Source organism: Streptomyces sp. AC512_CC834, from assembly GCF_019049325.1.
GTDB lineage: Bacteria > Actinomycetota > Actinomycetes > Streptomycetales > Streptomycetaceae > Streptomyces.
The window spans coordinates 863,738-887,389 of sequence record NZ_JAGMUO010000097.1; the positions used below are offsets into that span (position 1 = coordinate 863,738).

Annotated in this window: 23 protein-coding genes and 1 riboswitch; of the genes, 15 read left to right on the forward strand and 8 right to left on the reverse strand. The window is 72.5% G+C overall.

The genetic code is table 11. From position 1 onward, the window contains the following. Positions 1–83 precede the first annotated feature (83 nt). Positions 84–3,284, reverse strand: a complete 3,201-nt coding sequence (locus KUM40_RS31475; protein WP_217169593.1) for a M28 family peptidase — start codon at positions 3,282–3,284, stop codon at positions 84–86. Positions 3,285–3,470: 186 nt separating this feature from the next. Then, the gene (locus KUM40_RS31480; RefSeq protein WP_217169594.1) at positions 3,471–4,931 is read right to left on the reverse strand and encodes a helix-turn-helix transcriptional regulator; all 1,461 of its coding nucleotides are present in this window, start codon (positions 4,929–4,931) and stop codon (positions 3,471–3,473) included. Positions 4,932–5,148: 217 nt separating this feature from the next. On the opposite strand from KUM40_RS31480, the gene KUM40_RS31485 reads away from it, so the two are divergent. Both KUM40_RS31485 and KUM40_RS31490 read left to right on the forward strand, forming a co-directional pair. Beyond that, the gene (locus tag KUM40_RS31485) at positions 5,149–5,871 is read left to right on the forward strand and encodes a 1-acyl-sn-glycerol-3-phosphate acyltransferase (protein ID WP_217169595.1); all 723 of its coding nucleotides are present in this window, start codon (positions 5,149–5,151) and stop codon (positions 5,869–5,871) included. 70 nt (positions 5,872–5,941) lie between these two features. Next, the gene (locus KUM40_RS31490; RefSeq protein ID WP_217169596.1) at positions 5,942–6,979 is read left to right on the forward strand and encodes an NAD(P)-dependent oxidoreductase; all 1,038 of its coding nucleotides are present in this window, start codon (positions 5,942–5,944) and stop codon (positions 6,977–6,979) included. A gap of 59 nt (positions 6,980–7,038) precedes the next feature. Here the strand turns inward: KUM40_RS31490 and KUM40_RS31495 are convergent, their stop codons facing one another. Together KUM40_RS31495 and KUM40_RS31500 are read right to left on the reverse strand one after the other, a co-directional pair. Further along, positions 7,039–8,664, reverse strand: a complete 1,626-nt coding sequence (locus KUM40_RS31495; RefSeq protein WP_217169597.1) for an alpha/beta hydrolase — start codon at positions 8,662–8,664, stop codon at positions 7,039–7,041. A gap of 365 nt (positions 8,665–9,029) precedes the next feature. Continuing rightward, a complete protein-coding gene (locus tag KUM40_RS31500) occupies positions 9,030–9,320 on the reverse strand; it encodes a type II toxin-antitoxin system Phd/YefM family antitoxin (protein ID WP_217169598.1) in 291 nt (96 codons plus the stop codon). Between the two features lie 167 nt (positions 9,321–9,487). On the opposite strand from KUM40_RS31500, the gene KUM40_RS31505 reads away from it, so the two are divergent. From KUM40_RS31505 to KUM40_RS31515, 3 genes are all read left to right on the forward strand, one after another. Continuing rightward, on the forward strand, positions 9,488–10,123 hold the full coding sequence (locus tag KUM40_RS31505) for an ATP-dependent Clp protease proteolytic subunit (RefSeq protein WP_217169599.1): 636 nt from the start codon (positions 9,488–9,490) through the stop codon (positions 10,121–10,123). A gap of 7 nt (positions 10,124–10,130) precedes the next feature. Next, positions 10,131–10,439 (forward strand): hypothetical protein, encoded by a 309-nt coding sequence (locus KUM40_RS31510; protein ID WP_217169600.1) that lies wholly within the window; start codon positions 10,131–10,133, stop codon positions 10,437–10,439. Positions 10,440–10,824: 385 nt separating this feature from the next. Continuing rightward, positions 10,825–10,969: riboswitch (cyclic di-AMP (ydaO/yuaA leader) on the forward strand. A 3-nt stretch (positions 10,970–10,972) separates the two neighbouring features. After that, complete coding sequence (locus KUM40_RS31515; RefSeq protein WP_217169601.1) at positions 10,973–11,446, forward strand: C40 family peptidase; 474 nt, start codon at positions 10,973–10,975, stop codon at positions 11,444–11,446. 61 nt (positions 11,447–11,507) lie between these two features. Here KUM40_RS31515 and KUM40_RS31520 read toward each other — a convergent pair whose 3' ends face one another. Continuing rightward, the gene (locus tag KUM40_RS31520; RefSeq protein ID WP_254395799.1) at positions 11,508–11,999 is read right to left on the reverse strand and encodes an ATP-binding protein; all 492 of its coding nucleotides are present in this window, start codon (positions 11,997–11,999) and stop codon (positions 11,508–11,510) included. Between the two features lie 211 nt (positions 12,000–12,210). On the opposite strand from KUM40_RS31520, the gene KUM40_RS31525 reads away from it, so the two are divergent. Further along, on the forward strand, positions 12,211–13,071 hold the full coding sequence (locus KUM40_RS31525; RefSeq protein ID WP_217169602.1) for a helix-turn-helix transcriptional regulator: 861 nt from the start codon (positions 12,211–12,213) through the stop codon (positions 13,069–13,071). Positions 13,072–13,080: 9 nt separating this feature from the next. Continuing rightward, the gene (locus KUM40_RS31530; RefSeq protein WP_217169603.1) at positions 13,081–13,323 is read left to right on the forward strand and encodes a DUF397 domain-containing protein; all 243 of its coding nucleotides are present in this window, start codon (positions 13,081–13,083) and stop codon (positions 13,321–13,323) included. Between the two features lie 47 nt (positions 13,324–13,370). On the opposite strand, the gene KUM40_RS31535 is transcribed toward KUM40_RS31530, so the two are convergent. After that, positions 13,371–14,498: an 8-amino-7-oxononanoate synthase gene (locus KUM40_RS31535; protein WP_217169604.1), complete on the reverse strand. Its 1,128-nt coding sequence runs from the start codon at positions 14,496–14,498 to the stop codon at positions 13,371–13,373. Between the two features lie 150 nt (positions 14,499–14,648). Between KUM40_RS31535 and bioB the strand changes: the two genes are divergently transcribed. The 4 genes from bioB (at position 14,649) to KUM40_RS31555 (ending at position 18,886) form a co-directional block, all read left to right on the forward strand. Continuing rightward, on the forward strand, positions 14,649–15,842 hold the full coding sequence (gene bioB, locus KUM40_RS31540) for a biotin synthase BioB (protein WP_217169605.1): 1,194 nt from the start codon (positions 14,649–14,651) through the stop codon (positions 15,840–15,842). Continuing rightward, positions 15,835–17,127 carry an adenosylmethionine--8-amino-7-oxononanoate transaminase gene (locus KUM40_RS31545; RefSeq protein WP_217169606.1) on the forward strand — a complete coding sequence of 431 codons (1,293 nt, stop codon included), beginning with the start codon at positions 15,835–15,837 and terminating at the stop codon, positions 17,125–17,127. Before bioB ends, KUM40_RS31545 begins: the two co-directional genes overlap by 8 nt. Positions 17,128–17,191: 64 nt before the next feature. Then, entirely contained in the window at positions 17,192–17,908 is a 717-nt protein-coding gene (bioD, locus tag KUM40_RS31550; protein WP_217169607.1) for a dethiobiotin synthase, read from the forward strand. 288 nt (positions 17,909–18,196) lie between these two features. Continuing rightward, positions 18,197–18,886: a class I SAM-dependent methyltransferase gene (locus KUM40_RS31555; RefSeq protein ID WP_217169608.1), complete on the forward strand. Its 690-nt coding sequence runs from the start codon at positions 18,197–18,199 to the stop codon at positions 18,884–18,886. On the opposite strand, the gene KUM40_RS31560 is transcribed toward KUM40_RS31555, so the two are convergent. Both KUM40_RS31560 and KUM40_RS31565 read right to left on the reverse strand, forming a co-directional pair. Beyond that, positions 18,887–19,261: a fic family toxin-antitoxin system, toxin component gene (locus KUM40_RS31560; RefSeq protein ID WP_217169609.1), complete on the reverse strand. Its 375-nt coding sequence runs from the start codon at positions 19,259–19,261 to the stop codon at positions 18,887–18,889. Between the two features lie 17 nt (positions 19,262–19,278). After that, the gene (locus KUM40_RS31565; RefSeq protein WP_217169610.1) at positions 19,279–19,506 is read right to left on the reverse strand and encodes a toxin-antitoxin system HicB family antitoxin; all 228 of its coding nucleotides are present in this window, start codon (positions 19,504–19,506) and stop codon (positions 19,279–19,281) included. Positions 19,507–19,694: 188 nt separating this feature from the next. On the opposite strand from KUM40_RS31565, the gene KUM40_RS31570 reads away from it, so the two are divergent. From KUM40_RS31570 to KUM40_RS31585, 4 genes are all read left to right on the forward strand, one after another. Beyond that, positions 19,695–20,579, forward strand: coding sequence for an LLM class F420-dependent oxidoreductase (locus KUM40_RS31570; RefSeq protein WP_217169611.1), 885 nt, complete (start codon positions 19,695–19,697; stop codon positions 20,577–20,579). Between the two features lie 57 nt (positions 20,580–20,636). Next, the gene (locus KUM40_RS31575) at positions 20,637–21,062 is read left to right on the forward strand and encodes a GNAT family N-acetyltransferase (RefSeq protein ID WP_217169612.1); all 426 of its coding nucleotides are present in this window, start codon (positions 20,637–20,639) and stop codon (positions 21,060–21,062) included. A gap of 164 nt (positions 21,063–21,226) precedes the next feature. Beyond that, positions 21,227–22,585, forward strand: coding sequence for a hemolysin family protein (locus KUM40_RS31580; RefSeq protein WP_217169613.1), 1,359 nt, complete (start codon positions 21,227–21,229; stop codon positions 22,583–22,585). Next, complete coding sequence (locus tag KUM40_RS31585; protein WP_217169614.1) at positions 22,582–23,595, forward strand: hemolysin family protein; 1,014 nt, start codon at positions 22,582–22,584, stop codon at positions 23,593–23,595. Before KUM40_RS31580 ends, KUM40_RS31585 begins: the two co-directional genes overlap by 4 nt. Positions 23,596–23,652 lie beyond the last annotated feature (57 nt).

Here is a 23,652-nt window from a genome sequence, read left to right on the forward strand (position 1 = left end):
GTACGTGGGGCGGGGCGGTGGGGTACGTGTCGCGTACCCCACCGCCCCGCCCCGTTTCGCTCCGTCAGCCTGTCAGTGGTGTGTCAGACGCGCCCCCACAGGGCGGGCACGTTCGGCGGCTCCCAGCCGGGGTAGGCCGTGTGGCCCTGGATGCACCGGTAGCTGACGCCGTTGTAGGTCACCACGTCACCGGCCGCGTAGGTGGCTCCCAGTTGCCAGGTGGTCTCGCCGCCGCCGTCGCCGGACACGGTGAGGGTGTACGTGGTGGTGTGGGTGACCGTGCCGGTGCCCGTGAGGGTCAGGGTGTAGGTACCCCCGACCGTTCCGGCCGCGACCGCGACGGTGGCGGTCGAGGACTGCCCCGAGGTGACCGAGTCCGGAGTGAAGGTGACGCTCACGCCGGCGGGCGCGCCGGACGCGGACAGCCGCACGTTCTGTGCGTCACCGCTGGTGGTGGCCGTGTTCACGGTGACCGTCGCCGAGGTGCCGGGGTCGACCGTGCCCGCGGAGGGGTTGGCGGAGATCGAGAAGTCGTCGCTCGGGCTGGGCTCGTCGCCCACGGCGGTCTTCCAGATCGTGTAGGCGACGCCGTCGGCGCTGCGGTTGAGCGCGGTGGCGTTGATGTTGGCGGTGGTGTCGCAGGCGGAGTGGTAGCACGGGTCGTAGGAGCGGCCCGCGGTGCCGCCCCACTTGGCGGCCTCCGAGGACGACTTGATGGCGGAGGCACCGGTGGCGTAGCCCGAGGTGGGGATGCCGACCCGCTGGAAGGAGTAGTCGTCGGAGCGGCCCTGGCCCTCGACGTTCTCCTGCGGGGCGAGGCCGAGGGAGGTCCAGTACTCCCGCATCGGGGCGGAGGCCGAGGAGTTCAGGTTGTTGATGAAGTAGCCGCCGTTGACGGAGGCGACCATGTCGAAGTTGTAGTACGCCTTGATCCTGGAGCGCTCGGTCGTGGAGAGGTTCCGGGCGTAGAAGTCCGAGCCGTTGAGGCCCTGCTCCTCGTCGGTCCACCAGGCGAAGCGGACGCGGTTGTCCATGGTCGGGTTCTGCTCGGCCAGGGTGAGCGCCGTCTCCAGGAGCGCGGCGGAACCGGAACCGTTGTCGTTGATGCCGGGTCCTGCCGAGACGCCGTCGAGGTGGGCGCCGAACATGTAGACGCTGTTCGCGTCGCCCTTCGGCCACTCGGCGATCAGGTTGTTGCCCGCGCCGGCGGAGCAGCCGGAGGTGCAGGTCTGCTCGGTGACGGTGTAGCCGGCCGCCTGCAGCTTGCCCTTCACGTACGCGAGTGAGGCGTCGTACCCGGAGCCGGTGGACCGGCGGTTGCCGCCGTTCTGCGCGGCGATCGAGCCGAACTGCGCCAGGTGGGCCTGCACTTGGGCGACGTCGACGTCGGGCGGCGTGCCCGGGTTGTTGCCGCCGCCCACGGTGAGCGTGTACTGGGCGGTGTGGCTCTTGCTGCCGGCCGTGCCCTTGACCGTGAGCGAGTAGGTCCCGGCGGCCGCGCCGGACGTGGTGGCCACGCGCATGGTCGAGCTGGAGCCGGAGGTGACCGTCGACGGGCTGAAGGTGACGCTCACGCCGGGCGGGGTGCCGGTGGCCGTCAGGGACACCTGCTGGGCGCTGCCGGTGACGGTGGTGGTGTGGACCGTGGCGTTGACCGCGGAGCCGGCCTCGACGTCGCCGTTCGCCGGGCTGAGCGCCAGCGAGAAGTCGGTCTGCTGCCCGGTGCAGGTCGGGTCGCCGCCCTGGGCCGGGATGTCGATCGCGTTCCAGGCCGCCTTGGTGGCGTCGAACAGGTCGCAGGAGGCGTCCAGTTCCTTCGCCGCGGTGAGGGTGGCGGTGCGGTACCGCTTGTAGGTCATGCCGCTGGTCTTGAGCAGCATCCCGCCGTAGAAGATCTTTCCGGCGTTCTGGATGCCGATGCCGGTCACCTGGCTGCCGTCACAAGTGGGGCTGGAGGGCTTGCCGCCACCGGGGTTGGAGCCCTCGGCCAGCAGGTAGAACCAGTGGTTCATCGGCCCGGCGGCCGCGTGCTCCTCGGTGCGCGGGATGGCGGAGGAGTAGCAGTTGGGGTGGTTGCTGACCAGCCGGGGGTTGTACATGTTGCGGATCGGCCCGCGGCCCTGGAGGTCGATCTCCTCGCCGACGGTGTAGTCGGGGGTGTCGTACGGGGCCGGCTGGTTGGCGTAGGCCTCGGTGAGGGCGCCCATGATGTCGCCGGTGGCCTCGCCCAGGCCGCTCTCGTGGTTGGCGCCGCCGGGGGTGTAGCTGTCCAGGCCGTGGCCGAACTCGTGGCCCACCACGTCCATTCCGGCGATCCACTCGCCGGCGCTGTTGTGGCCGATGGTGACGCGTGAGCCGTCCCAGTAGGCGTTGAGCTGGTTGAGTCCGACGAGGACCGGCCAGCTTCCGCCGTTGCCGTTGTGGCCGTTGCGGCCGAGCCAGTCGCGGAGCATGTCCGATTCCTTCTGCGCCGCGTACATGACGTCGACGCAGCCGGTCTCGCGGCTGGAGGCGTCGCCGTTGCCCCAGTCGTCGTCCGGACCGGTGAAGAGGCCGCCGTTGTAGTTGGAGCACTGAAGGCCGGGGCGGGTGGTGTCGCGCAGGGCGTACTGGCTGCCCGAGCGGGAGGTGTCGATGGTCAGCGGGTTCGGGCCGTTCCACTCGCTGTGGCCGGTGCCCGCCTTCACGTCGTCGTAGCTGTCGACGACCTTGCCGGTGCGGGCGTCCACGAAGACGTGCAGCTTGCTGGGCACGTGGTCCTTGGTCGTGCCGACGAGCACGGTCTCCCAGGCGAGGGTCTGGACGTCGTTCTTGACCCGGACCACCAGCCGCTTGGAGTCGACCTTGTCGACGTCGGCGAGCCGCTTGCGGCTGGTCTTCACCGCCTGCTCGGCCTTGATTCCCGCCTCGGTGGGTACCGCGATCGCGGCCTCGGTGGCGGACTGGACGGCGCGGACCCTGCCCTTGCCGTCGGCGAGGACGACGGCGTCGCCGCCGACCACCGGCAGACCGTTGTAGGTGCGCTCATAGGCGACGGAGAAGAGGTCCTTGTCCCAGGGGGTGACCTGGTGACGGTTGTACTGCTCGTCGGGTCCGCCGTCGGCGAGGGCGTCCAGGCCGCTGCGTACGGCCTGGTCGGCCGCGGCGACGGCCCTCTCGACGGGGGTGGGTTCCGCCGCGGAGGGCGCGGACCGCTCCGAGGCCGAGGCGAGGGAGGCCGGTACCACCACCCCTGCGAGTGTCATGGCCAGGACTGTCCCGGCCACCGCGGTCTGTCTGAGCATCGTGGCTCCTTGTGAGAGTGGGGAGGCCTCTGTCGGGCCGGCCCGGCCGTGACATGCCGGACGCGCACCAAGGGGTGCGGAGACGCGTCCACTGGGGTGTCATTTGCATGTCATGTCGCGGGCTGGCGGAACCCTCACACCCCGCCGCGCCGGAATCAACGACTCCGCGGCAATGGTCCAGTCCTGTCAAAATCCGGCAAGCGGGCGAGCCGCGCCCCCGCCGCCCTCTCCCGCGTCCAGCAGCCGCTCCCGGTACTCCCTGACCTCCGGCAGGTCGGCCCACTTCGTGGTGAGCCGGCTGTGCAGGCCGCGCAGTTCGGCGACGACCATCGACTCGCGCGAGCGCACGGCCTCGGGCAGGACATCCGAGGCGAGGGCGACGGCGGCGCCGGGATCGCCCGCACACGCCAAGCTGTCCGCCAGACGCAGGGTGAGCAGCAGCCGCGCGCCCCGCATCTGGGGCGGCACCTGCGCGCACGACCGCGCGGTGGCGTCGACCGCGCGCCGGGCCGCGGCCCGGTCCCCGGTCACCACGGCGAGATCGCGCAGGGCTCCGCCGATCGCCGAGTCGAGCCGCATCCCGCCCTCGGCGCCGGCCAGCCAGGGCGCCTCCAGGTGGTCCCGCCGGTCGAGACGGGCGAACCCGCGCCGGGCCAGGGTGATGTGACGGCGGCACTGGGCCGCGTCGCCCGCCAGGGCGTGGCCGCGCGCCTGGTAGAGGTCCGAGAGGGTGGCCGTCCACCGGCGCCGCCCGTCCACCGCGCCGATGCCCTCCGCGTACCCGAGCATCATCGAGGGGTCCCCGTCGAGCCGGACCAGGGTGCACATGTCGCTGAGCAGGGTCGCGCGGGCCGAGGCGTCCTGGACGGCGTCCGCCCAGCGCAGCCCGTGACCGAACCAGGCCATCGCCACGCCGCTCTGCCCGCGCTCCATCCGCAGCCGGCCGGCGACCTGGGCGTACTGCGCGCCGAGCCGCAACTGCCCGTACGGCAGCCGTCCGTCGGAGTTGACCTCGTCGGCCCAGTGCGCCACGGCCCGCAGCAGCCCCTCGACGGCTCTCACCCGGCCCTCGTGCCGGAACGCCTCGCGGATCAGGCAGGCCAGGACGGCGGTGAGGCCGTGCAGCAGTTCGGTCTCGGCGACCGCCGCCCCGCCGCCCGCTCCCCACGCCGCGGCCGGACCGCCCCACGGGCCCGGACCGTCGAGCAGGGCCGGTAACTCGCCCGGATCGGGCACCGCGCACCCCGCGGTGCCGTGCAGCGGGCACGCCAGCCCCTCAGCGGGCAGCCGCGCGGGCCACATGCGGGCATCCGGCGCCCCCTGGCCCTCGGTGCCGTCCGCGCCGGGCAGTGGCGCGAACAGCGCCGGGTCGACCGGGAACCGGCCCGGTCGCCGCGGCACTTCGCGCGGCGCGGCGACGATCGCGGCCAGCTCGCCGCCGGTCTCCAGCACCGCGTCGAGCCGGCGCACCAGCCCGACGGGCGGCTCGCGCAGACCGGCCTCGAGTTTGCTGACGGCGGAGTGGTGGTAGCCCACCCGCAGGCCGAGCTGTAGCTGGGTGAGCCCGGCGGCCCTGCGCAGGGAGCGCAACTGCCGTCCGAACTCCGCCCACGCGGCCCCGGCCGCCCGTGCCGATCCAGCGGTCATCCGCCCTCCCCCGGGTCGCGCCCCCGCCTCGGGCCGTGCGTCGCCCGGGCTTCGCGCCTTCCGCCACCGGACAGCACAGAGGAGCGGGGCTGCCGCGTCAATCGGGTTGACCGAAGAGCGGCCGAACCGGTCCCGGACGGTTTCGGCGCGGCCGGGCTACGATCGGTCACCGGACGCGGACGACCGGCCGAGGGCCCGGAGAACTGGGAGACACACCGTGTTCTACTACGTGCTCAAGTACGTACTGCTGGGCCCGTTGCTGAGGGTGGCCTTCCGGCCCCGGATCGAGGGCCTGGACCATGTGCCGGGGTCGGGGGCGGCCGTCGTCGCGGGCAACCACCTCTCCTTCTCGGACCACTTCCTGATGCCCGCCGTACTCAGACGCCGCATCACCTTCCTCGCCAAGGCCGAGTACTTCACCGGACCGGGCCTCAAGGGGCGGCTGACCGCGTTCTTCTTCCGCAGCGCCGGGCAGATCCCCGTGGACCGCTCCGGCAAGGAGGCGGGGCAGGCAGCGATCCGCGAGGGACTCGGCGTGCTGGGCAGGGACGAGTTGCTCGGCATCTATCCGGAGGGCACCCGCTCGCACGACGGCCGGCTGTACAAGGGCAAGGTGGGCGTCGCGGTGATGGCGCTCAGGGCCGGGGTGCCGGTCGTGCCCTGCGCGATGATCGGCACCTTCGAGGCGCAGCCGCCGGGCCGGAAGATCCCCAAGGTGCACCCCGTGGTGATCCGTTTCGGCGAGCCCCTCGACTTCTCCCGCTACGCGGGCATGGAGGGCGAGAAGGCCGTGCTGCGCGCCATCACCGACGAGATCATGTACGCGATCCTCACGCTGTCCGGGCAGGAGTACGTCGACCGGTACGCGGCGGACGTGAAGGCCGAGGAGGCGCAGAAGGCGGCACAGGGCCGGAGGTTCCCCCGGCTGCCGCACCGCTAGCGGGGACGGCCCCGTCTGCCGTCGGCAGAAGGGCGTGCCCGGCGGGGGCCCGGACGCCTACGGTCGCCGTATGACACGTGCAGTGGTGATCGGGGCGACGGGACAGATCGGGCGGGTGGCGGTCGGGGCCCTGGCCGGGGACGGCTGGGAGGTGACGGCCGTCTCGCGGAGCGGCGACCGGGACGCGGGCTGGCCGCGGAACGTACGGGTGGTGCGGGCCGACCGGGAGGACGACGCGGCGCTGTCGGCGGCGGTGGGCGAGGGCTGTGACGTCCTGGTGGACATGGTGGCCTACGGGGACCCGCAGGCACGGCAGTTGGTCTCGCTGGCCGGGCGGGTCGGCTCGGCGGTGGTGATCTCCAGCCTGTCGGTCTACGAGGACGACAGGGGCCGCAACTTCGACACGCAGGCCGAGCCCGACGGCTTCCCCGAGTACCCGGTGCCGCTCACGGAGGCGCAGCGCACGATCCGGCCGGGCGACGCCTCGTACAGCACCGGCAAGGCGGCGCTGGAGCGGGAACTCCTCGCGGCCGGCGACCGGTTGCCGGCGACGCTGCTGCGGGCGGGCGCGATCCACGGCCCGTACGGCCGGACTCCGCGCGAGCTGTACTTCGTCAAGCGCAACCTCGACGGCAGGCGTCGGCGCGTGCTCGCGTACGGCGGCGCGAGCCGCTTCCACCCGGCGAGTGTGCGCAACATCGCCGAGCTGATCCGGCTGGCCGCCGCGCGGCCGGGCTCGCGCGTCCTGAACGCCGTTGATCCGGACGCCCCGACGGTGGCGGAGATCGCGGCGGCGATCGACGCGGTGATGGGCGTGGAGGTCGAGCAGACGCTGGTGGACGGTCCGCCGCCCGCTGACGGCGTGGGCGACACCCCGTGGTCCGTGCCCGCCCCCGTGGTGTGCGACATGAGCGCGGCGCAGGACCAGTTGGGCTATCGGTCGGTGGTCCGGTATGCCGACACCCTGCCCGAGACGGTGGCGTTCATCGAGGAGCGGCTGGCCGGGCGGGACTGGCGGGAGGCGTACCCGAAGATGTACGAGGCGTACGGCGACCTCTTCGACTACGCGCCGGAGGACGCCTGGACGGCGACCGCGCGGCGAGGCTGAGGACGCCGGAAGGGGCGGCCGGCCGGACCGGCCGCCCCTCTCTCGTACCGCCGCCGGGATTACGGCTTCGGTGTGGCGTGCGGCGCGCAGGTCACGTCGTGGTCGTCCACCTTGCCGGTGAGCAGGTAAGCGTCCACCCGGTCGTTGACGCACGGGTTGACCAGCCCGGTGACGCCGTGCGATCCGGCGTCCCGCTCGGTGATCAGGCGCGAGCCCTTGAACCTCTGGTGCAGTTCGACGGCGCCCGCGTACGGGGTGGCCGCGTCCCGCTCGGACTGGACGATCAGCACCGGCGGAAGTCCCTTGCCGGTCTTCACGTTCAGCGGGGTGTGCTGCTTGACCGGCCAGGTGGCGCACGGCAGGTTCATCCAGGCGTTGGCCCAGGTCATGAACGGGTGGTCGCGGTGGAGCCGGGTGTTGTCCCGGTCCCATGTGCGCCAGTTCGTGGGCCACTTGGCGTCGGTGCACTCGACGGCGGTGTAGACGGCGTTGCCGTTCTCCGCGGCGGCGTTGCCCGCGGTGTCGGACAGGTCGGGGGCGGCGGCGTCGACGAGCGCCTGGGTGTCACCGGCGACGTACTTGCTGAAGATCTCCGCGATCGGCGCCCAGGCCGAGTCGTAGTACGGGGCGCTCTGGAAGAAGGAGATCAGCTCGGCCGGTCCGACGACCCCGCCGAGCGGCTCCTTGGCGGCGGTGGCGCGCAGTTCGAGCCACTGGTCCTGGACCTCGGCGCGGGTGTCGCCGAGGTGGTAGGCCGCATCGTTCTTTGCGACCCAGTCCTGCCAGTCCTTCCAGCGCGACTCGAAGGCGACGTCCTGGTCCAGGTTGGCCTGGTACCAGATCTTGTCGCGGGACGGGTTGACGACGCTGTCGACGACCATGCGGCGGACATGGCCCGGGAAGAGGGTGCCGTAGACCGCGCCGAGGTAGGTGCCGTAGGAGACGCCGAGGTAGTTGAGCTTCCTCTCGCCGAGTGCGGCGCGGATGACGTCGAGGTCGCGCGCGGTGTTCGGCGTGGTCATGTGCGGCAGCATCTCGCCGCTGCGCTCGAAGCAGCCCTCGGCGTACTCGCGGGCGAGCTTGCGCTGGGCACGCTTGTCCGCCTCGGAGCCGGGCACGGGGTCGGCCTTGGGCGCCTTGACGAACTCCTGCGGGTCGACGCAGGAGATGGGCGCGGAGTGGCCGACGCCGCGCGGGTCGAAGCCGACGAAGTCGTAGGCCTTGGCGGCGTTCGCCCACACCGCGCTCTTGCCGGTGACGCGGGCCGGGAAGCGCAGCCCGGAACCGCCGGGGCCGCCGGGGTTGTAGAGGAGGGCGCCCTGGCGCTCGCTCTTGCCGCCGGTGTTGCCGATGCGGTCGACGGCGAGCTCGATCTGCTTGCCGAACGGCTTGGCGTAGTCGAGCGGCACGGTGACGTAGCCGCACTGGATGGGCTTCGGCAGGTTCCAGTCGGCGGCGCAGTCCTGCCAGTCGACGCCGGCCTTCGCGGCGCGGGCGGCGGCGATGGCGGCACCGCGGGCTTCCCGGTCCCAGCCGTGCCCGTGCCCGTGCCCGTGTCCGTGTCCGCCGGCCGGGGCGGCGCTCGCGACCGGTGCCGAGACCGCACCGGCCATCAGCGTGGCGGTGACCATCGCCGCGGCCGAGCCGAACGCCGTCGCCCTCCGCCGTATGCTGCTCTTCCTCAAGTGGGCCTCCCCGTACGTGTTCGCGACAAGTACGGGGATCCTCGCGGCTGTGGGTTTCCTGAGAACAGAGTCAGTAGTACTTCTTTGCCAATCCGATAAACGGAGAAGGGCGTTCGGTCGGCGGGAGGAGAACCCGCTGAAGCAGCGGTGGCCCGCGGCCCGGCACGCCGTTGAGGAGCGGTGCGTGTACAGCACCGTGGGCGGCCCGAGGCTGCTCACGGCATCCGCGGCAAGCGTCCGCCGGAGGAACCCCGGTCCAGGTGGTCGTGGTCGCGGCGGGGGTCGCGCACGGCCGGCCGGGGCGATCGGTCAGTGGCTGCCGCCAGGCGCGGGCGCGTCACTGCTGCGCCCGGTGGCTGGACCCGCTAGGACGGGTTCGGTCCCCGGTGTTCCGCGGCGATGCCGAAGCGGTGGTGCTCGCGGGGCGCGGATGCGGAGGCGGCGGCGGTGTCGCGGACTCCGGTGACCGAGGTGATCACCTGGCCCTCCCGCGACTCCCGGAGTTCCTCCAGCAGCTCGAGGTCGGCGGCGGAGACGAGGGCGACGAGAGGCTTGCCGTGTCGCGTCACGACGACGCGCTCGCCGCCGTACACCACACGGTTGATCAGGTCGGCGAGTTCAGCCCTGGCTTGCGTCACCGGAATCTCGTAGGCCATGGCTCCCAGCTTACGGTTCGCGCCCGGGCGACCGCCCGCGCGACCGTTCGGCGCGGGCATGGGTGGTTCCACTCCTGCGAACCTTCCTTCCATCTGCGTACGTCCTGTACATTTTTTACAGAGACGGCGCAGCCGAAGACGGCTCCGCCACCGAGGAGGGGTTCGCCATGACCCGACCGTCCGCCCGCCATGTCCTGCCCGAGTTCACCGAGCGCACGAGCGCCGGGACCCGGACGACTGACCCGTACTCGAAGCTGATGGAGGAGCGGATCGTCTTTCTCGGGACGCCGATCGACGAGACGTCCGCGAACGACGTGATGGCACAGTTCATGTACCTGGAGCACCAGGCACCGGACCGCGCCATCGCGCTGTACATCAACTCGCCCGGCGGCTCCTTCACCGCCATGACGGCGATCTACGACACGATGCGTTACGTCGCCTGCGACGTGGAGACGACCTGTCTGGGGCAGGCCGGTTCGTCCGCGGCGGTGCTGCTGGCGGCGGGCACCCCGGGCAAACGCGCCGTACTGCCCGGCGCCCGGGTGGTGATCCGCCAGCCGGCGCTCACCGAACCGGTTCAGGGGCAGGCGAGCGACCTGGCCATCCAGGCCGACGAGCTGATCCGCGTCCGCACCCGTCTGGAGGAGATCCTCGTACGGCACACCGGCCGCACCCCCGGGCAGGTGAGCGCCGACATCGAGCGGGACACGATCCTCGACGCCCGGCAGGCGCTCGAGTACGGACTGGTGGACCGGATCGTGCCCGGCCGCAGGGCCCCGCTCACCGCGCCCGGCACGAGGTGATCCGCCGATGCTGCCACCGGAACTGCCCCCGCTGCCCGCCCTGACCCGCGCCGAGGCCGAGCTGATCGACCGCTACCTGGACGTCGTCGACCTGCTCGGGCGCGTCAACCCCGCACTGGACGGCGACACCTACCGCGCGCTGCGGGCCGCCCAGGCACTGGTGGGCAGGGCGGCGGCCCTGCGCGACGCGCTGGCGCTGATGCACGGCAGGGGCGAGACGGACGTACACGCCGCCACGCTGGCCCGCGCCCTGCGGGTGCTGGACGGCGAGCGGCGGACGGGGCGTATCCGTCTTCCGCCGCGTTCCGGCGGTTGAGGAGCCCCGCCGAGTGGGCCAGCGCCGAAACGGACCAAATGACGTACCCCCTTTCGGCGTAGGAACACCTCCGATTTGTGACCGGTCGAAGTTGCGGCACGCGCGCGTCCGGGCAGCGGAGTGGACCGCTCCGCCGCTGGTCCCGGGGTCGCGACCACGCCCGACGACAGGTCGAACACAAGGGTGCCCGCCCGAACGGGCGAGTGGTGGGTAACAACACAAAGGGCACGTTCCGTTGGGAATTCCCCCTGGGACGGGACAAGATCCGTGACTGACGACAAGCCCCCGCCGCAGCGGCGGGGCGGTCCGGGCGGACGCCGAGTCCTGCCGCCTCCCGGACGACCGGTCGCGAGGGAAGTGGATCGGCAGGAGTGGAGGACCCGAGCACGACGGGTCGCCGGAACGGTCGTCTCCGCGGGAGACGCGCCGGGCCGGGCAGCCCTTGGGGTGAAGCCGCACTCGTGCGGCCGGGCAACTTCGCCAGCCCGAATCCGACAGGTCATCCTTCACAGGCGGCTGACGAAGGGTTGCGCATGTCCGCGCTCAATCGTGTCCCGTCCCTGATGGCTCGTGCCGGTACGGCCTCGGCCCTCACCCTCGCCGCCGTGGGCGGCTCCGTCGTGGTCCCCGGTGTCGCCTCCGAGGCGGCCGCCGCGAGCCATGCGACGAAAGCCCTCAAGATCGCGGCATCCAAGAAAGGTTCCCCCTACCGATGGGGCGCCGCCGGCCCCCACAGGTTCGACTGCTCCGGTCTGACGCTGTACTCGTTCAAGAAGGCCGGCAAGAAGCTGCCGCGCACCGCGGCCCAGCAGTACAACAAGACCCGCCACGTCTCCGCCCGCAACCGAAAGGCCGGAGACCTGGTGTTCTTCCATTCCGGCCGCAGCGTCTACCACGTCGGCATTTACGCCGGCAAGAGCAGGATCTGGCACGCGCCTAAGACCGGCGCCGTGGTGCGCCTGGAGAAGATCTGGACGTCGAGCGTCTGGTACGGCCGGGTCAAGTAGCCCGCCCGAGGGGGTGACGGCGGTCTGCCCCGCCGTCACCTCCTCGGGTGCGTCCGGCGGCTCACCGCGCCGACTCCCGGCTTCCCACGCCCCGCACCACGGCCGCGGCCGACTCGGGGGCGTCCGGCCGGCCCGGGGGCGTCCAGGGCAGTTCGATGGAGACGGTCTTGCCACCCTCGCGCGTGGGCCGGACTCTCAGCCTGCCGCCGCACTCGGCGGTCAGCCAGCGGACGATCACCATGCCCCGCCCGTTGTCCTGCTGGACGGCGGCCGGAAGGCGCTTGGGAAAGCGCGGATGGCTGTCGGTGACACCGATACGCAGCCGCTCGTCGCGGTCGAGGACGAGGTCCACCGTGAAGGTGGGCGACTGCCCGAACGTGTGCTGGACCGCGTTGGTCGCCAGTTCGGAGACGATGAGCCGGACGGTCTCGGACAGGTCGGCGTCGGCCGGCAGGCCCCACTCCGCCAGTGTGCCGACCACATAGGTGCGCGCGGCGGCCACCGAGGCCGGATCGCTCGGCAGAGTGACGGATGCTTCCAGATGGTCTGCCATGTCGACGCCGTCCCTTTCTCACGGGACCGCAGCCCGACACGGAGCGGATCGAGTACGGTCCCGGACTGGTGCTTCGCCGCCAGACTGCCATCACCAGGCCCGTGAAGGACGGCGATCCACCAAGATATGCATATATCTGTCGCTCGAAGCGGTGAACTCTGCGACGGCAGAGCGTATTTGAGCGACTCATAAGGAGTAGGGGGGTTGGCCCATGCAGCACGGTCCCGTGGTGCGCCGCCGAAAGCTGGGCGCGGAACTGCGCACCCTGCGCACCTCGGCGGGCATCACCAGCGGCGAGGCGGCCCGGCTCGTGGGCTGGCACCAGTCGAAGGTCAGCCGGATCGAGACCGGCACGAGCGGGGCGAAACCGGCCGACGTGCGGTTACTGCTGGACGCCTACGGCGTGGACGACGAGCAGTTGCGGGGGCTGCTGGTGATGCTGGCACGCTCCGACGACGCGGGGGGCCGCAACCACTGGTGGCACGCCTACCGCGGGGTGCTGCCACCGACCTACCGCGACTTCATCAGCCTGGAGTCGCAGGCCAGCGCGATGCGCACGCTGGAGACCACGGTGGTCCCCGGCCTGCTGCAGACGCCGGAGTACGCCCGCGAGGTGACGCGGGCCGCGGTGGACGGGACGCCGGAGGAACGGCTGGACACGCTGGTGGAGGTCCGGCTGGCCCGGCAGGACGTGCTGCGCGGCGAGCCGCCGCTGGAGCTGAGCGCGGTACTGGACGAGGCGGTGCTGCGCCGGGAGGTGGGCGGACCCGGGGTGATGGCCCGTCAACTGGCGAGACTGGTCGAGGCCGCGCGGCTTCCCCATGTCCGGCTCCAGGTCCTGCCGTTTGCCGCCGGGGCGCACATCGGTGTCACCGGTCCTTTCGTAATCTTCTCTTTTTCGAGCACTTCTGATCTGGACGTGGTTGTTCTCGACCACTTGACGAGTAGCCTGCACCTCGAACGGAAAGAAGACTTAGAGGCCTACACCGAGGCCTTCAACGCCCTTCTGATCCATGCCCTTTCGCCCGAGAACTCGTTGGACTTCATCGCCGCGACCGCGGCAGGCGCGTAAGGAGGCACCATGTCAGGCTCGACGTCCGAACTCTCCCGGAACATCCCTGTCAGCACCGATCTGCCCGACGTACGGTGGCTGCGCAGCAGCTACAGCACCGGAGCGAACAACTGCGTGGAGACGGCCCGGCCGTCAGCCGGCCCCTGGACCGGTCTGCTCGCGGTGCGCGACTCCAAGAACCCGGCCGGACCCGCCCTGCTCTTCTCCCCCGCGAGCTGGACGACGTTCACCGCCGGCGTCCACCGGGACTGAGCCCGCCCCGCCGGGCACCGGACGACGCACGGCCGTGTCACGCCGACTCATGGTCGCGTCTCGCCGATCACCCGTACAGCGCGCTCGATCTGTTCCCCGCCGAGGTCCCCGCGAGCGGTCAGCCTGAGCCGTGAGATGCCGTCGGGCACGGAAGGAGGGCGGAAGCAGCCCACGGACAGGCCGGCCGCACTGCAGTCGGCCGCCCACCGCACGGCCGCCTCCGGCGAGGGCGCCCGCACCGAGACGACCGCGGCGTCCGGACGTACCGCGTCCAGACCCGCGGCGGTCAGGCGTGCGTGCAGATCCGCGGCGACGGCGCGGGCCCGCGCCGCGCGCTCCGGCTCGCGGCGCAGCAGGGTGAGCGCCGCGAGCGCCGCGCCCGCCGCGGCCGGGGCGAGGCCGGTGTCGAAGATGAACGTACGGGCCGCGTTGACCAGGTGGGCGACGACCCGGGCGGGGCCGAGCACGGCGCCGCCCTGGGCGCCCAGCGACTTGGACAGCGTGACGGTCACGACGACGTCGTCGCGGCCCGCGAGTCCCGCGGCGTGCGCGGCGCCCCGGCCGCCGTCGCCGAGGACACCGAGCCCGTGCGCGTCGTCGACGACCAGTCCGGCGCCGTGCTCCCGGCACGCCTGGGCGAGCGCGGCCAGCGGCGCGGCGTCGCCGTCGACCGAGAAGACCGTGTCGGAGACGGCCACCGCGGGTCCGTCGTGCGCCGCCAGCGCCTTGCGCACGGCGTCCGGGTCGGCGTGCCCCACGACCTGAGTGGTGCCGCGGGCGAGCCGGCAGCCGTCGATCAGTGAGGCGTGGTTGCCCGCGTCGGAGACGACGAGGCTGCCGTGGGGAGCCAGCGCGGTGACCGCGGCGAGGTTGGCCGCGTAGCCGGAGGAGAAGACGAGCGCGGCCTCGAATCCGCAGAAGCCGGCCAGTTCGCGTTCGAGTTCGGCGTGCAGTTCGGTCGTGCCGGTCACCAGCCGCGAGCCGGTCGCGCCGCCGCCCCAGGTCCGCGCGGCCAGGACCGCGCCCGCGACGACCTCCGGGTGCCGGGCCAGCCCGAGGTAGTCGTTGCTCGCCAGGTCCAGCAGCGGCGACGCCGCCGGACGGGGGCGCAGAATCCGTACAAGTCCGGCCCGGCGGCGTACCCGGGCCTGCTCGTCGATCCAGCCGAAAGCCATGGGTCGGTCCTCCGGAGTTTTGTAGGCAGTGGACAGACATTAGCGGCACGGCCACCCCCGCGAGGTGTGGCAATACCCACACGGTGATCTGTCAGTGTTGTGCAAAGTCTCCTTGGCCGCGGGCGGCCCCTTACGACAGGATCGGCTCTCATGGACCTGCTGAACACGCTGGTGGACAAGGGGCTTCGGCGCGAGTCGCCGACCCGCGAGGAAGCTCTTGCCGTCCTCGCCACTTCCGACGACGACCTGCTCGATGTGGTGGCCGCGGCCGGCAGGCTGCGCCGCCACTGGTTCGGCCGACGGGTGAAACTCAACTATCTCGTCAACCTGAAGTCGGGCCTGTGCCCCGAGGACTGCTCCTACTGCTCGCAGCGGCTCGGTTCCAAGGCCGAGATCCTCAAGTACACGTGGCTCAAGCCCGATCAGGCATCCGCAGCCGCCGCGGCGGGGGTGTCCGGCGGCGCCAAGCGGGTGTGCCTGGTGGCCAGCGGGCGCGGCCCGACCGACCGGGACGTGGACCGGGTCTCGGACACCATCAAGACCATCAAGGAGCAGAACGAGTCCGTCGAGGTGTGCGCCTGCCTGGGGCTGCTCTCCGACGGTCAGGCGGAGCGGCTGCGCGAGGCGGGCGCCGACGCCTACAACCACAATCTCAACACGTCCGAGGCGACGTACGGGGACATCACGACCACCCACACGTACGCCGACCGGGTGGACACGGTGACCAAGGCGCACGCGGCCGGGCTGTCCGCGTGCTCGGGTCTGATCGCGGGCATGGGCGAGAGCGACGAGGACCTGGTCGACGTGGTCTTCTCGCTGCGCGAGCTGGACCCGGACTCGGTGCCCGTCAACTTCCTGATCCCGATGGAGGGCACGCCGCTGGCCAAGGAGTGGCACCTCACCCCGCAGCGGTGCCTGCGCATCCTGGCGATGACGCGGTTCGTCTGCCCGGACGTCGAGGTGCGCATCGCGGGCGGGCGCGAGGTCCATCTGCGCACGATGCAGCCGCTCGCCCTGCACCTGGCCAACTCCGTCTTCCTCGGCGACTACCTCACCAGCGAGGGCCAGGCGGGCCACGCGGACCTGGAGATGATCGCGGACGCGGGCTTCGAGGTGGAGAGCGCCGACGAGGTCACCCTGCCGGAGCACCGCGTCTCCGCCCGGGGCGGCTGCGGCTCCCACGAGGGTGCCGACGGCGACGCCGACGCCGGCGGGGGCTGCGGCTCGCACGCGGGCGGCGGAGTGTGCGGCCCCGCGCCCGCGGCACGCACCGAGGAGCCCCGTACGGACCTGGTGGCGGTACGCCGCCGCGGCGCCGGAACGGACCTCGCGCCCAATGCCTGAGCCTGAGCCCGCGCTGAGCGTGGACGAGCTGCTGGCGCTCGACCGGCGGCACGTCTGGCACCCGTACGGCCCCATGCCCGGCCGCCAGGACCCGCTCGTCGTGGAGTCGGCGAGCGGCGTGCGGCTGCGGCCGGCCGACGGTTCGGGGGAACTGGTCGACGGGATGTCGTCCTGGTGGTCGGCGATCCACGGCTACAACCACCCGGTGCTGAACGAGGCGGCGCGCGAGCAACTGGGGCGGATGAGCCATGTGATGTTCGGCGGGCTCACCCACGAGCCCGCCGTGCGGCTCGCGAAGCTCCTTGTCGACATGTCGCCCGAGGGCCTTGAGCACGTGTTCCTCGCCGACTCCGGTTCGGTGTCGGTCGAGGTCGCCGTCAAGATGTGCCTGCAGTACTGGCGTTCGCTGGGCCGGCCCGGCAAGCACCGCCTGCTGACCTGGCGCGGCGGCTACCACGGCGACACCTGGCAGCCCATGTCGGTGTGCGACCCCGAGGGCGGGATGCACGAGCTGTGGCAGGGCGTCCTGCCCCGCCAGATCTTCGCGGACGCGCCGCCGGCGGAGTACGAGGAGACGTACGCCGACCAGTTGCGGTCACTGATCGAGCGGCACGCCGACGAACTGGCCGCGGTGATCGTCGAGCCGGTGGTGCAGGGCGCGGGCGGGATGCGCTTCCACTCCCCCGCGTATCTGCGGGTGCTGCGCGAGGCGTGCGACGCGCACGGCGTGCTGTTGGTGTTCGACGAGATCGCCACCGGCTTCGGGCGCACGGGCGCGTTGTTCGCGGCGGATCACGCGGCGGTGACACCGGACGTGATGTGTGTGGGCAAGGCGCTGACCGGCGGTTATCTGACGATGGCGGCCACGCTGTGCACGTCACGGGTGGCCGAGGGCATCTCGCGGGGCGAGGTGCCGGTACTGGCCCACGGACCGACGTTCATGGGCAATCCGCTGGCGGCGGCCGTGGCGTGCGCGTCGATCGGGCTGCTGCTCGGCCAGGACTGGCTCGCGGAGGTCAAGCGGATCGAGGCGGGCCTGGTCGACGGGCTCGCGCCCGCCGCCGAGCTGCCGGGCGTGCGTGACGTACGGGTGCTCGGCGCGATCGGGGTGGTGCGGCTCGATCACACCGTCGACATGAAGGCGGCGACGGAGGCGGCCGTGCGCGAGGGCGTGTGGCTGCGGCCGTTCCGCGACCTGATCTACACGATGCCGCCGTACGTCACGGGCGACGTGGACGTGGCGCGCATCGCCCGCGCGGTGTGCGTGGCGGCACAGGAGGGGTGACAGGAAGGGTGACAGGAGGGAAGGGTGACAGGAGGGAAGGGTGACAGGAGAGGTGACAGGTGACATGCCGGTACTGGTGATCACTGGCACGGACACGGAGGTCGGCAAGACGGTCGTGACCGCCGCCGTCGCCGCGACGGCCCTGGCGGGCGGCCGGTCGGTGGCCGTGCTGAAGGCCGCGCAGACGGGCGTGGGGCCGGGCGAGGCCGGGGACGCCCAGGAGGTGGCCCGCCTCGCGGGTGCCGTGACGGTGGCCGAAGTGGCCCGGTTCCCCGAGCCGTTGGCACCGGGCACGGCCGCACGCCGGGCGGGCCGGGCGCCGGTGCGCCCGCGGGAGGTGGCGGAGGCCGCGGACAAACTGGCCACCGAGCACGACCTGGTGCTCGTCGAGGGCGCGGGCGGACTGCTCGTACGCTTCGACGCGGCCGGCGGGACGCTGGCGGACGTCGCCTGCCTGCTGGGCGCACCGGTGCTGCTGGTGGCGTCGGCGGGACTGGGCACGCTGAACACCACGGAACTGACGGCGCGTGAGCTGCGTTCCCGTGGGCTGGAGCTGCCGGGTGTGGTGATCGGGAGCTGGCCCGGGACCCCGGACCTCGCCTCACGCTGCAACCTCGCGGACCTCCCTGACGTGTCCTGCGCTCCCCTGCTCGGCGCCGTGCCCGCCGGGGCGGGCTCCCTCCGGCCGGCCGCCTTCCGATCGGCGGCACCGCGCTGGCTGGCACCGCGGCTGGAGGGCACGTGGGACGCGGACACGTTCCGCACCCTGCAGGGGCCGTGACCGGCGGCGCGGGAGGCCGCCGGTCGACGCCGAGGGCTCGGCCGCCGGCTCGGCCGCCGGCTCGGCCGCCGGCTCGGCCGCCGGCTCGGCCGAGGGCGTGGTCTCCTTCCGTGACCGCGTGCGGGGCCAGGCTCCGGGGCCCGGTGCCGGGCCCCGCCGGAGGCCGGCCGTCCTTCGCGGTCCGGGGTCGGGTCGCCTGCGGAGCGGAAAGGTGTGCTCGCGCGGTGGGTGCGTGGCGCCGGTACGGGGGACAATCGCGGTAAGGCACCACCTCGTGAGGGAGGTCCCATGCCGCTGCGATCCGCCCGTGACCGCGGGGTGCCGCGGGACGCCGTGCACCATCCGCTGTTCGCCCGCTACTACGCCCGGATCAGTGTGGGCGCCGAGACCCGCATGGGCATGGCGCGCGTGCGCGAGCGGCTGCTCGCCGGGCTGTCGGGGCGGGTGATCGAGGTCGGCGCGGGCAACGGGCTGAACTTCTCGCACTATCCGGGCACCGTCTCCGAGGTCGTCGCCATCGAACCGGAGCGCGTGCTGCGGCAGTTGGCCGTGGAGGCGGCGTTGCGCGCTCAGGTGCCGGTGGACGTGGCACCGGGCGCGGCGGAGGCCCTGCCGGTCAAGAGCGAGGCCTTCGACGCGGCCGTGGTCTCGCTGGTGCTGTGCAGCGTCCGCGACGTTCCACGGGCGCTGGGGGAGCTGCGGCGGGTGCTGCGGCCCAGCGGACAGGTGCGGTTCTTCGAGCACGGCCGGGGCGGTGGGCGGGTGATGACCTTCACCCAGCGCGCGCTCGACCGGACGCTGTGGCCCCCGCTGTCCGGCGGCTGCCACCTGTCCCGCGAACCGGTCGCCGCGCTGCGGGAGGCGGGGTTCGCGCTCGGGCCCTACCGGCGGCTGATGATGCCGGAGAACGGTCCGGCGCTGCCGAGTTCGTACTGCGTGCTCGGCACCGCCTGGCGTCCGCCCGGAACACCGGAGTAGTCACGCGCTCCAGCGGCGCAGCTCGTCCGCGATCTCCTCGACCGACGCCTCGCCCCTCTTCACCAGCAGCGCGAGGTCCCGCACCTGCTCGGGTGTGGTCGTGACCTCGACCCCACCGGCCACCAGGTAGGCGTAGGCGACCGCGGAGGCGAACAGGGCGTTGGAACGCTCCAGCGCGGGGACGTGGATCAGCAACTGGAGCAGCGCGGCGGCGCGCGCGTGGGGGGTGTCGTAGACGGGAGTGTCGAATATCTCGGCGCGGTGGCGGGCGACGGCCGCGACGAGCGCTCCCCAGTCGGTGACCCGCGGGTCACCCGGAGTGCGCTGTTCGGCGAGCATCAGCAGCCAGGCGAGATCGATGGTGAGGTCGTTCATCCGGATGCCCCGACGGCTCAGCCGCGGCCCTCGCCGACCTCCTCGGCGAACACCTTCTCGTACTGCCGCATGAAGTCGGCGGCGGCCTCCACGAAGGTGTGGCCGGCCTCACCGGTGTCCTGCCGCACCAGTTCCTCGATGTAGCGGTTGACGCTCATCCCCCGGGCCAGCGCCTTGTCGCGGGCCGCCCGGGCGGTGCCCTCGTCCACCCGCACGTTCAACTGGGCCTTCTGGGTCTTCGCCATACCTCGAAGCTAGCGCCGAAACGCTAGCACTGGCAAGGGCGGTTTCGCCCCGAGCCGGTCCCACGGCTGGAGCGGACGCTCCGGTGGGGGTGGTGGCGGCCCTCGCACACGAGTGATTGACTCCGGTGAATCGACTCCGGTGAATCGACTCCCAGTGACCGGAAGTCCCCCGCGTGCGAGGAGGGTTCATGTCACGTCCGTTCCGCTTCGGCGTCAACCTGACGACCTCCGCCCCGGCCGACGAGTGGAGTGCCAAGTGCCGGCGGGCCGAGGAGCTCGGGTACGACGTGATCCTGGTCCCGGACCATCTCGGCATGCCGGCGCCGTTCCCGGCCCTGGTCGCGGCGGCCCGGGCCACCGAGCGGCCGCGGCTGGGCACGTTCGTGCTCAACGCGGGCTTCTGGAACCCGGCGCTGCTGGCCCGGGAGGTGGCGACCACGGACGCCCTGACGGACGGGCGCCTGGAGCTCGGTCTCGGCACCGGCTACCTGCGGGAGGAGCACGACACGGCGGGGCTGCCATTCGGTTCGCCGGGCGAGCGGGTGGACCGGCTGCGGCACACGGTCGAGGAGCTGGAGCGGCTGCTCGGCGACGAGGAGTACCGGCCGCGCCCGGTGCAGGAGTCCGGGGTGCCGCTGCTGATCGGCGCGAACGGCGACCGGATGCTGGAGCTGACGGCCCGGCACGCCGCCGTCGCCGCGTTCACCGGCGCGCGCACGGTGCCCGGGACGGGGCGGCTGACGCCCATCACCGCCGAGGAGCTCGACGGACGCGTCGCGCGGTACCGGGAGCTGGCGGCGGGCCGCGCGGAACCGGCCGAGCTGAACCTGCTCATCCAGACGGTCGTCGTCACCGAGGACCGCGAGGCGGCCGTCCGCCCCTATCTGGAGCACGTGCCGCACCTGACCGCCGCGGGGCTGCTGGAGCTGCCCGTCCTCCTGGTCGGAACGCTGGAGCAGCTCACGGCGCAGGTGCGGGAGCAGCGCGAGCGGTACGGCTTCACGTATCTGAGCGTGCTGGAGCCGTCCATGGAGGCCTTCGCCCCGGTGATGCGGGCGCTGCGCGGCGGCTGACGGTCCGCATGCCGGAATTCCGCCGGGTGCGCCCGCCGCGCGTGGTGGGATCGCCGCATGAACGATCTGCGGATACGGCCCGCCGGGCCCGAGGACCTGGACGCCGTGCTGGCCTTCTGGAAGACGGCCGCCGAGGGGACGAGCATCAGCGACGACCGGGACGGCGTGGAACGCCTGGTGACGCGCGACCCCGAGGCCCTGATCCTGGCCGAACGCGGCGGGGACCTGGTGGGCACGGTGATCGCGGGCTTCGACGGCTGGCGCTGCCATCTGTACCGCCTGGCGGTGCACCCGGACCACCGGCGCGGGGGCATCGGCTCGGCCCTGCTCACCGCCGCCGAGGAGCGGTTCGTACGGCTCGGCGGGCGCCGCGGGGACGCGATGGTGCTGCGGCGCAACGAGCGGGCCCAGCATGCCTGGCGGGCGGCCGGGTACGCGCCCGAAGAGCAGTGGCGACGCTGGGTGAAGCCCCTCACCGAGTGAACCGACTGAACCGACGGAAAAAACGGAAACGACGTAACCGACCGAAAGGTTGAGCACCGGCGCATGAGCGAGTCCCCGACGGCGGTTCTCCCGGCGCCTTCCTCCGGCGCACGACATCGGGCGAACCTCCGGGTCCTGGCCGATCATGGACCCGAGGTGACCCGATGACCGAAGTGCTCCTGCTGCTGGTGGCGATCCTGCTCTCGCTCGCGTGCGGCGCGTTCGTCGCGGCCGAGTTCTCCCTGACCACCGTCGAGCGGGGCGAGCTGGAGCGGGCCGCGGCGCGTGGCGAACGGGGCGCGGCGAGCGCCCTCAAAGGCGTACGGAACCTGACCTTCCAGCTTTCCGGGGCACAGCTCGGCATCACCGTCACCAATCTGGTGGTCGGCATGCTCGCCGAGCCGTCGGTCGCGGCGCTGATCGCGGGCCCGCTGGAGGACATGGGGGTGTCGCGTTCGGCGGCCTCGTCCCTGGCGCTGGTGCTGGGCACGGCCCTGTCGACGGTCTTCCTGATGATCGTCGGCGAGCTGGTGCCGAAGAACTGGGCGATCTCCTCGCCGCTGCCCGTGGCCAAGCGGGTGGGCGGCCCGCAGCGCGTGTTCAGCTCGGCCTTCCGGCCCTTCATCACCCACCTCAACAACACCGCCAACCGCGTCGTGCGACGCTTCGGCGTGGAGCCCGCGGAGGAGCTGGCGTCCGCGCGCGGGCCGCAGGAGCTGGCGGCGCTCGCCCGGCACTCGGCCAAGGAGGGCGCGCTGGAGCCCGACACCGCCGAGTTGTTCGTGCGCACCCTGAACCTGGTCGACCTGACGGCGCAGCAGGTGATGACGCCGCGCGTCCAGGTCGTCGCCCTCGATGCCCGGGCGACGTGCGAGGACGTGGCGAACGCGACGCGGGCGACCGGACTGTCCCGGTTCCCGGTATACCGGGACACCCTCGACGCCGTGGTAGGGACCGCCCACATCAAGGACGTGGTGGCGCTGCCCGCCGAGCGGCGGCCCGGGATCCCGGTCGCCGAGCTGATGCGCGAGCCGCTGCTGGTCCCCGAGTCGCTGACCGTGGACCGGCTCCTCGACCGGCTCTCCGGGCGGCGCACGATGGCCGTGGTGATCGACGAGTACGGCGGGACGGCGGGCGTCGCCACGCTGGAGGACATCGTCGAGGAGGTCGTCGGCCAGGTGCGGGACGAGCACGATCCGCACGAGACGCCCGACCTGGACCCGGCCGGCACCGACGAAGAGGGGCACGCGCTGTACTGGGCCGACGGCTCGGCGCGCGTGGACCGGCTCGAACGGCTGGGGCTGCGGGTGCCCGAAGGCCCCTACGAGACGGTCGCGGGGCTGGTCGCGGCCGGCCTGGGGCACATTCCCGCCGTAGGTGACAGTCTCGATGTCGCCGGCTGGCGGCTGGACGTCGTGGACGCGACGGGGCGCAGGGCGGCCCGTGTGCTGCTGCACGCGCCGCTGGACGACGCCCGCGCCGCCGCCTCCGAGGACGAGAACGAAGGGAAGGCCGGCCGGTGACCGCCGTACAGCTCCTGATCGGTCTGGCGACGCTCGTCGTCAACGCGTTCTTCGTGGCCGCCGAATTCGCGCTGATCTCCGTGCGCCGCAGCCAGGTGGAGCCGTACGCCGAAGAGGGCGACGCCCGGGCGAAGCGCGTGCTGTGGGGTCTCGAGCACGTGTCGGCGCTGATGGCGGCGGCGCAGCTCGGCATCACCCTGTGCACGCTGGTCCTCGGCGTGGTCGCGGAACCGGCGATCGCGCATCTGCTGGAGCCGGTGTTCCACGCGGTGGGCGTGCCGTCCGGTGCCGGGCACGCGGTGTCCTTCGTGATCGCCCTGGCGCTGGCGACCTATCTGCACATGCTGCTGGGCGAGATGGTGCCGAAGAACATCGCGCTGGCCGAGCCGGTGCGCAGCGCCCTGATCCTCGGGCCGCCGCTGGTGGCGCTGTCCCGTGCGCTGCGCCCGGTGATCTTCACGGTCAACGCCTTCGCGAACGCGCTGCTCAAGCTGCTCAGGGTCGAGGCCAAGAACGAGGTGGCGGCGACCTTCACGGACGCGGAGCTGGCGGAGATCGTCAAGGACGCCGGCGAGGCCGGGCTGATCGACGACCGGGCCCGGGAGCGGCTGTACGACGCCCTGGAGCTGGGCCGGCGACCGGTGCGGGACGTGGTGCTGCCGCTGGAGCGCGTCGTCCACGCGCGCGTGGACACCACGCCGGAGCAGTTGGAGCGGCTGTCGGCCCAGTCGGGGTTCTCCCGCTTCCCGGTGGTGGACGACGGGCGGCGGATCGTCGGCTACCTGCACGTGAAGGACGCGCTGGACGCCTCGCCGCGGGACGTGCCGTTCCGGTCGCGGGACATGCGGCCCATCGCCCGGGTGCGGGAGCGCACCCCACTGGACGACGTGCTCACCGCGATGCGGCGCAGCCGTACGCATCTGGCGGCCGTACTCGGGTCCGACGGGCGGCTGGCGGGTCTGGTGACCATGGAGGACGTGCTGCGGGAGCTGTTCGGGCAGCGGACCTGAGCCCGCGCGGACCGGCGTAGGGCGGCCGACGGGCGGAGGTCGACCGACCGGCGGGTA

What these genes read in the sequence shown, in the direction of transcription:
- KUM40_RS31475 (WP_217169593.1), bottom strand. Translation starts at nt 3,284, where the DNA reads ATGCTCAGACAGACCGCGGTGGCCGGGACAGTCCTGGCCATGACACTC.
- KUM40_RS31480 (WP_217169594.1), bottom strand. Translation starts at nt 4,931, where the DNA reads ATGACCGCTGGATCGGCACGGGCGGCCGGGGCCGCGTGGGCGGAGTTC.
- KUM40_RS31490 (WP_217169596.1), top strand. Translation starts at nt 5,942, where the DNA reads ATGACACGTGCAGTGGTGATCGGGGCGACGGGACAGATCGGGCGGGTG.
- KUM40_RS31500 (WP_217169598.1), bottom strand. Translation starts at nt 9,320, where the DNA reads ATGGCCTACGAGATTCCGGTGACGCAAGCCAGGGCTGAACTCGCCGAC.
- KUM40_RS31505 (WP_217169599.1), top strand. Translation starts at nt 9,488, where the DNA reads ATGACCCGACCGTCCGCCCGCCATGTCCTGCCCGAGTTCACCGAGCGC.
- KUM40_RS31510 (WP_217169600.1), top strand. Translation starts at nt 10,131, where the DNA reads ATGCTGCCACCGGAACTGCCCCCGCTGCCCGCCCTGACCCGCGCCGAG.
- KUM40_RS31515 (WP_217169601.1), top strand. Translation starts at nt 10,973, where the DNA reads ATGTCCGCGCTCAATCGTGTCCCGTCCCTGATGGCTCGTGCCGGTACG.
- KUM40_RS31520 (WP_254395799.1), bottom strand. Translation starts at nt 11,999, where the DNA reads ATGGCAGACCATCTGGAAGCATCCGTCACTCTGCCGAGCGATCCGGCC.
- KUM40_RS31525 (WP_217169602.1), top strand. Translation starts at nt 12,211, where the DNA reads ATGCAGCACGGTCCCGTGGTGCGCCGCCGAAAGCTGGGCGCGGAACTG.
- KUM40_RS31530 (WP_217169603.1), top strand. Translation starts at nt 13,081, where the DNA reads ATGTCAGGCTCGACGTCCGAACTCTCCCGGAACATCCCTGTCAGCACC.
- KUM40_RS31535 (WP_217169604.1), bottom strand. Translation starts at nt 14,498, where the DNA reads ATGGCTTTCGGCTGGATCGACGAGCAGGCCCGGGTACGCCGCCGGGCC.
- bioB (WP_217169605.1), top strand. Translation starts at nt 14,649, where the DNA reads ATGGACCTGCTGAACACGCTGGTGGACAAGGGGCTTCGGCGCGAGTCG.
- KUM40_RS31545 (WP_217169606.1), top strand. Translation starts at nt 15,835, where the DNA reads ATGCCTGAGCCTGAGCCCGCGCTGAGCGTGGACGAGCTGCTGGCGCTC.
- bioD (WP_217169607.1), top strand. Translation starts at nt 17,192, where the DNA reads ATGCCGGTACTGGTGATCACTGGCACGGACACGGAGGTCGGCAAGACG.
- KUM40_RS31555 (WP_217169608.1), top strand. Translation starts at nt 18,197, where the DNA reads ATGCCGCTGCGATCCGCCCGTGACCGCGGGGTGCCGCGGGACGCCGTG.
- KUM40_RS31560 (WP_217169609.1), bottom strand. Translation starts at nt 19,261, where the DNA reads ATGAACGACCTCACCATCGATCTCGCCTGGCTGCTGATGCTCGCCGAA.
- KUM40_RS31565 (WP_217169610.1), bottom strand. Translation starts at nt 19,506, where the DNA reads ATGGCGAAGACCCAGAAGGCCCAGTTGAACGTGCGGGTGGACGAGGGC.
- KUM40_RS31570 (WP_217169611.1), top strand. Translation starts at nt 19,695, where the DNA reads ATGTCACGTCCGTTCCGCTTCGGCGTCAACCTGACGACCTCCGCCCCG.
- KUM40_RS31575 (WP_217169612.1), top strand. Translation starts at nt 20,637, where the DNA reads ATGAACGATCTGCGGATACGGCCCGCCGGGCCCGAGGACCTGGACGCC.
- KUM40_RS31580 (WP_217169613.1), top strand. Translation starts at nt 21,227, where the DNA reads ATGACCGAAGTGCTCCTGCTGCTGGTGGCGATCCTGCTCTCGCTCGCG.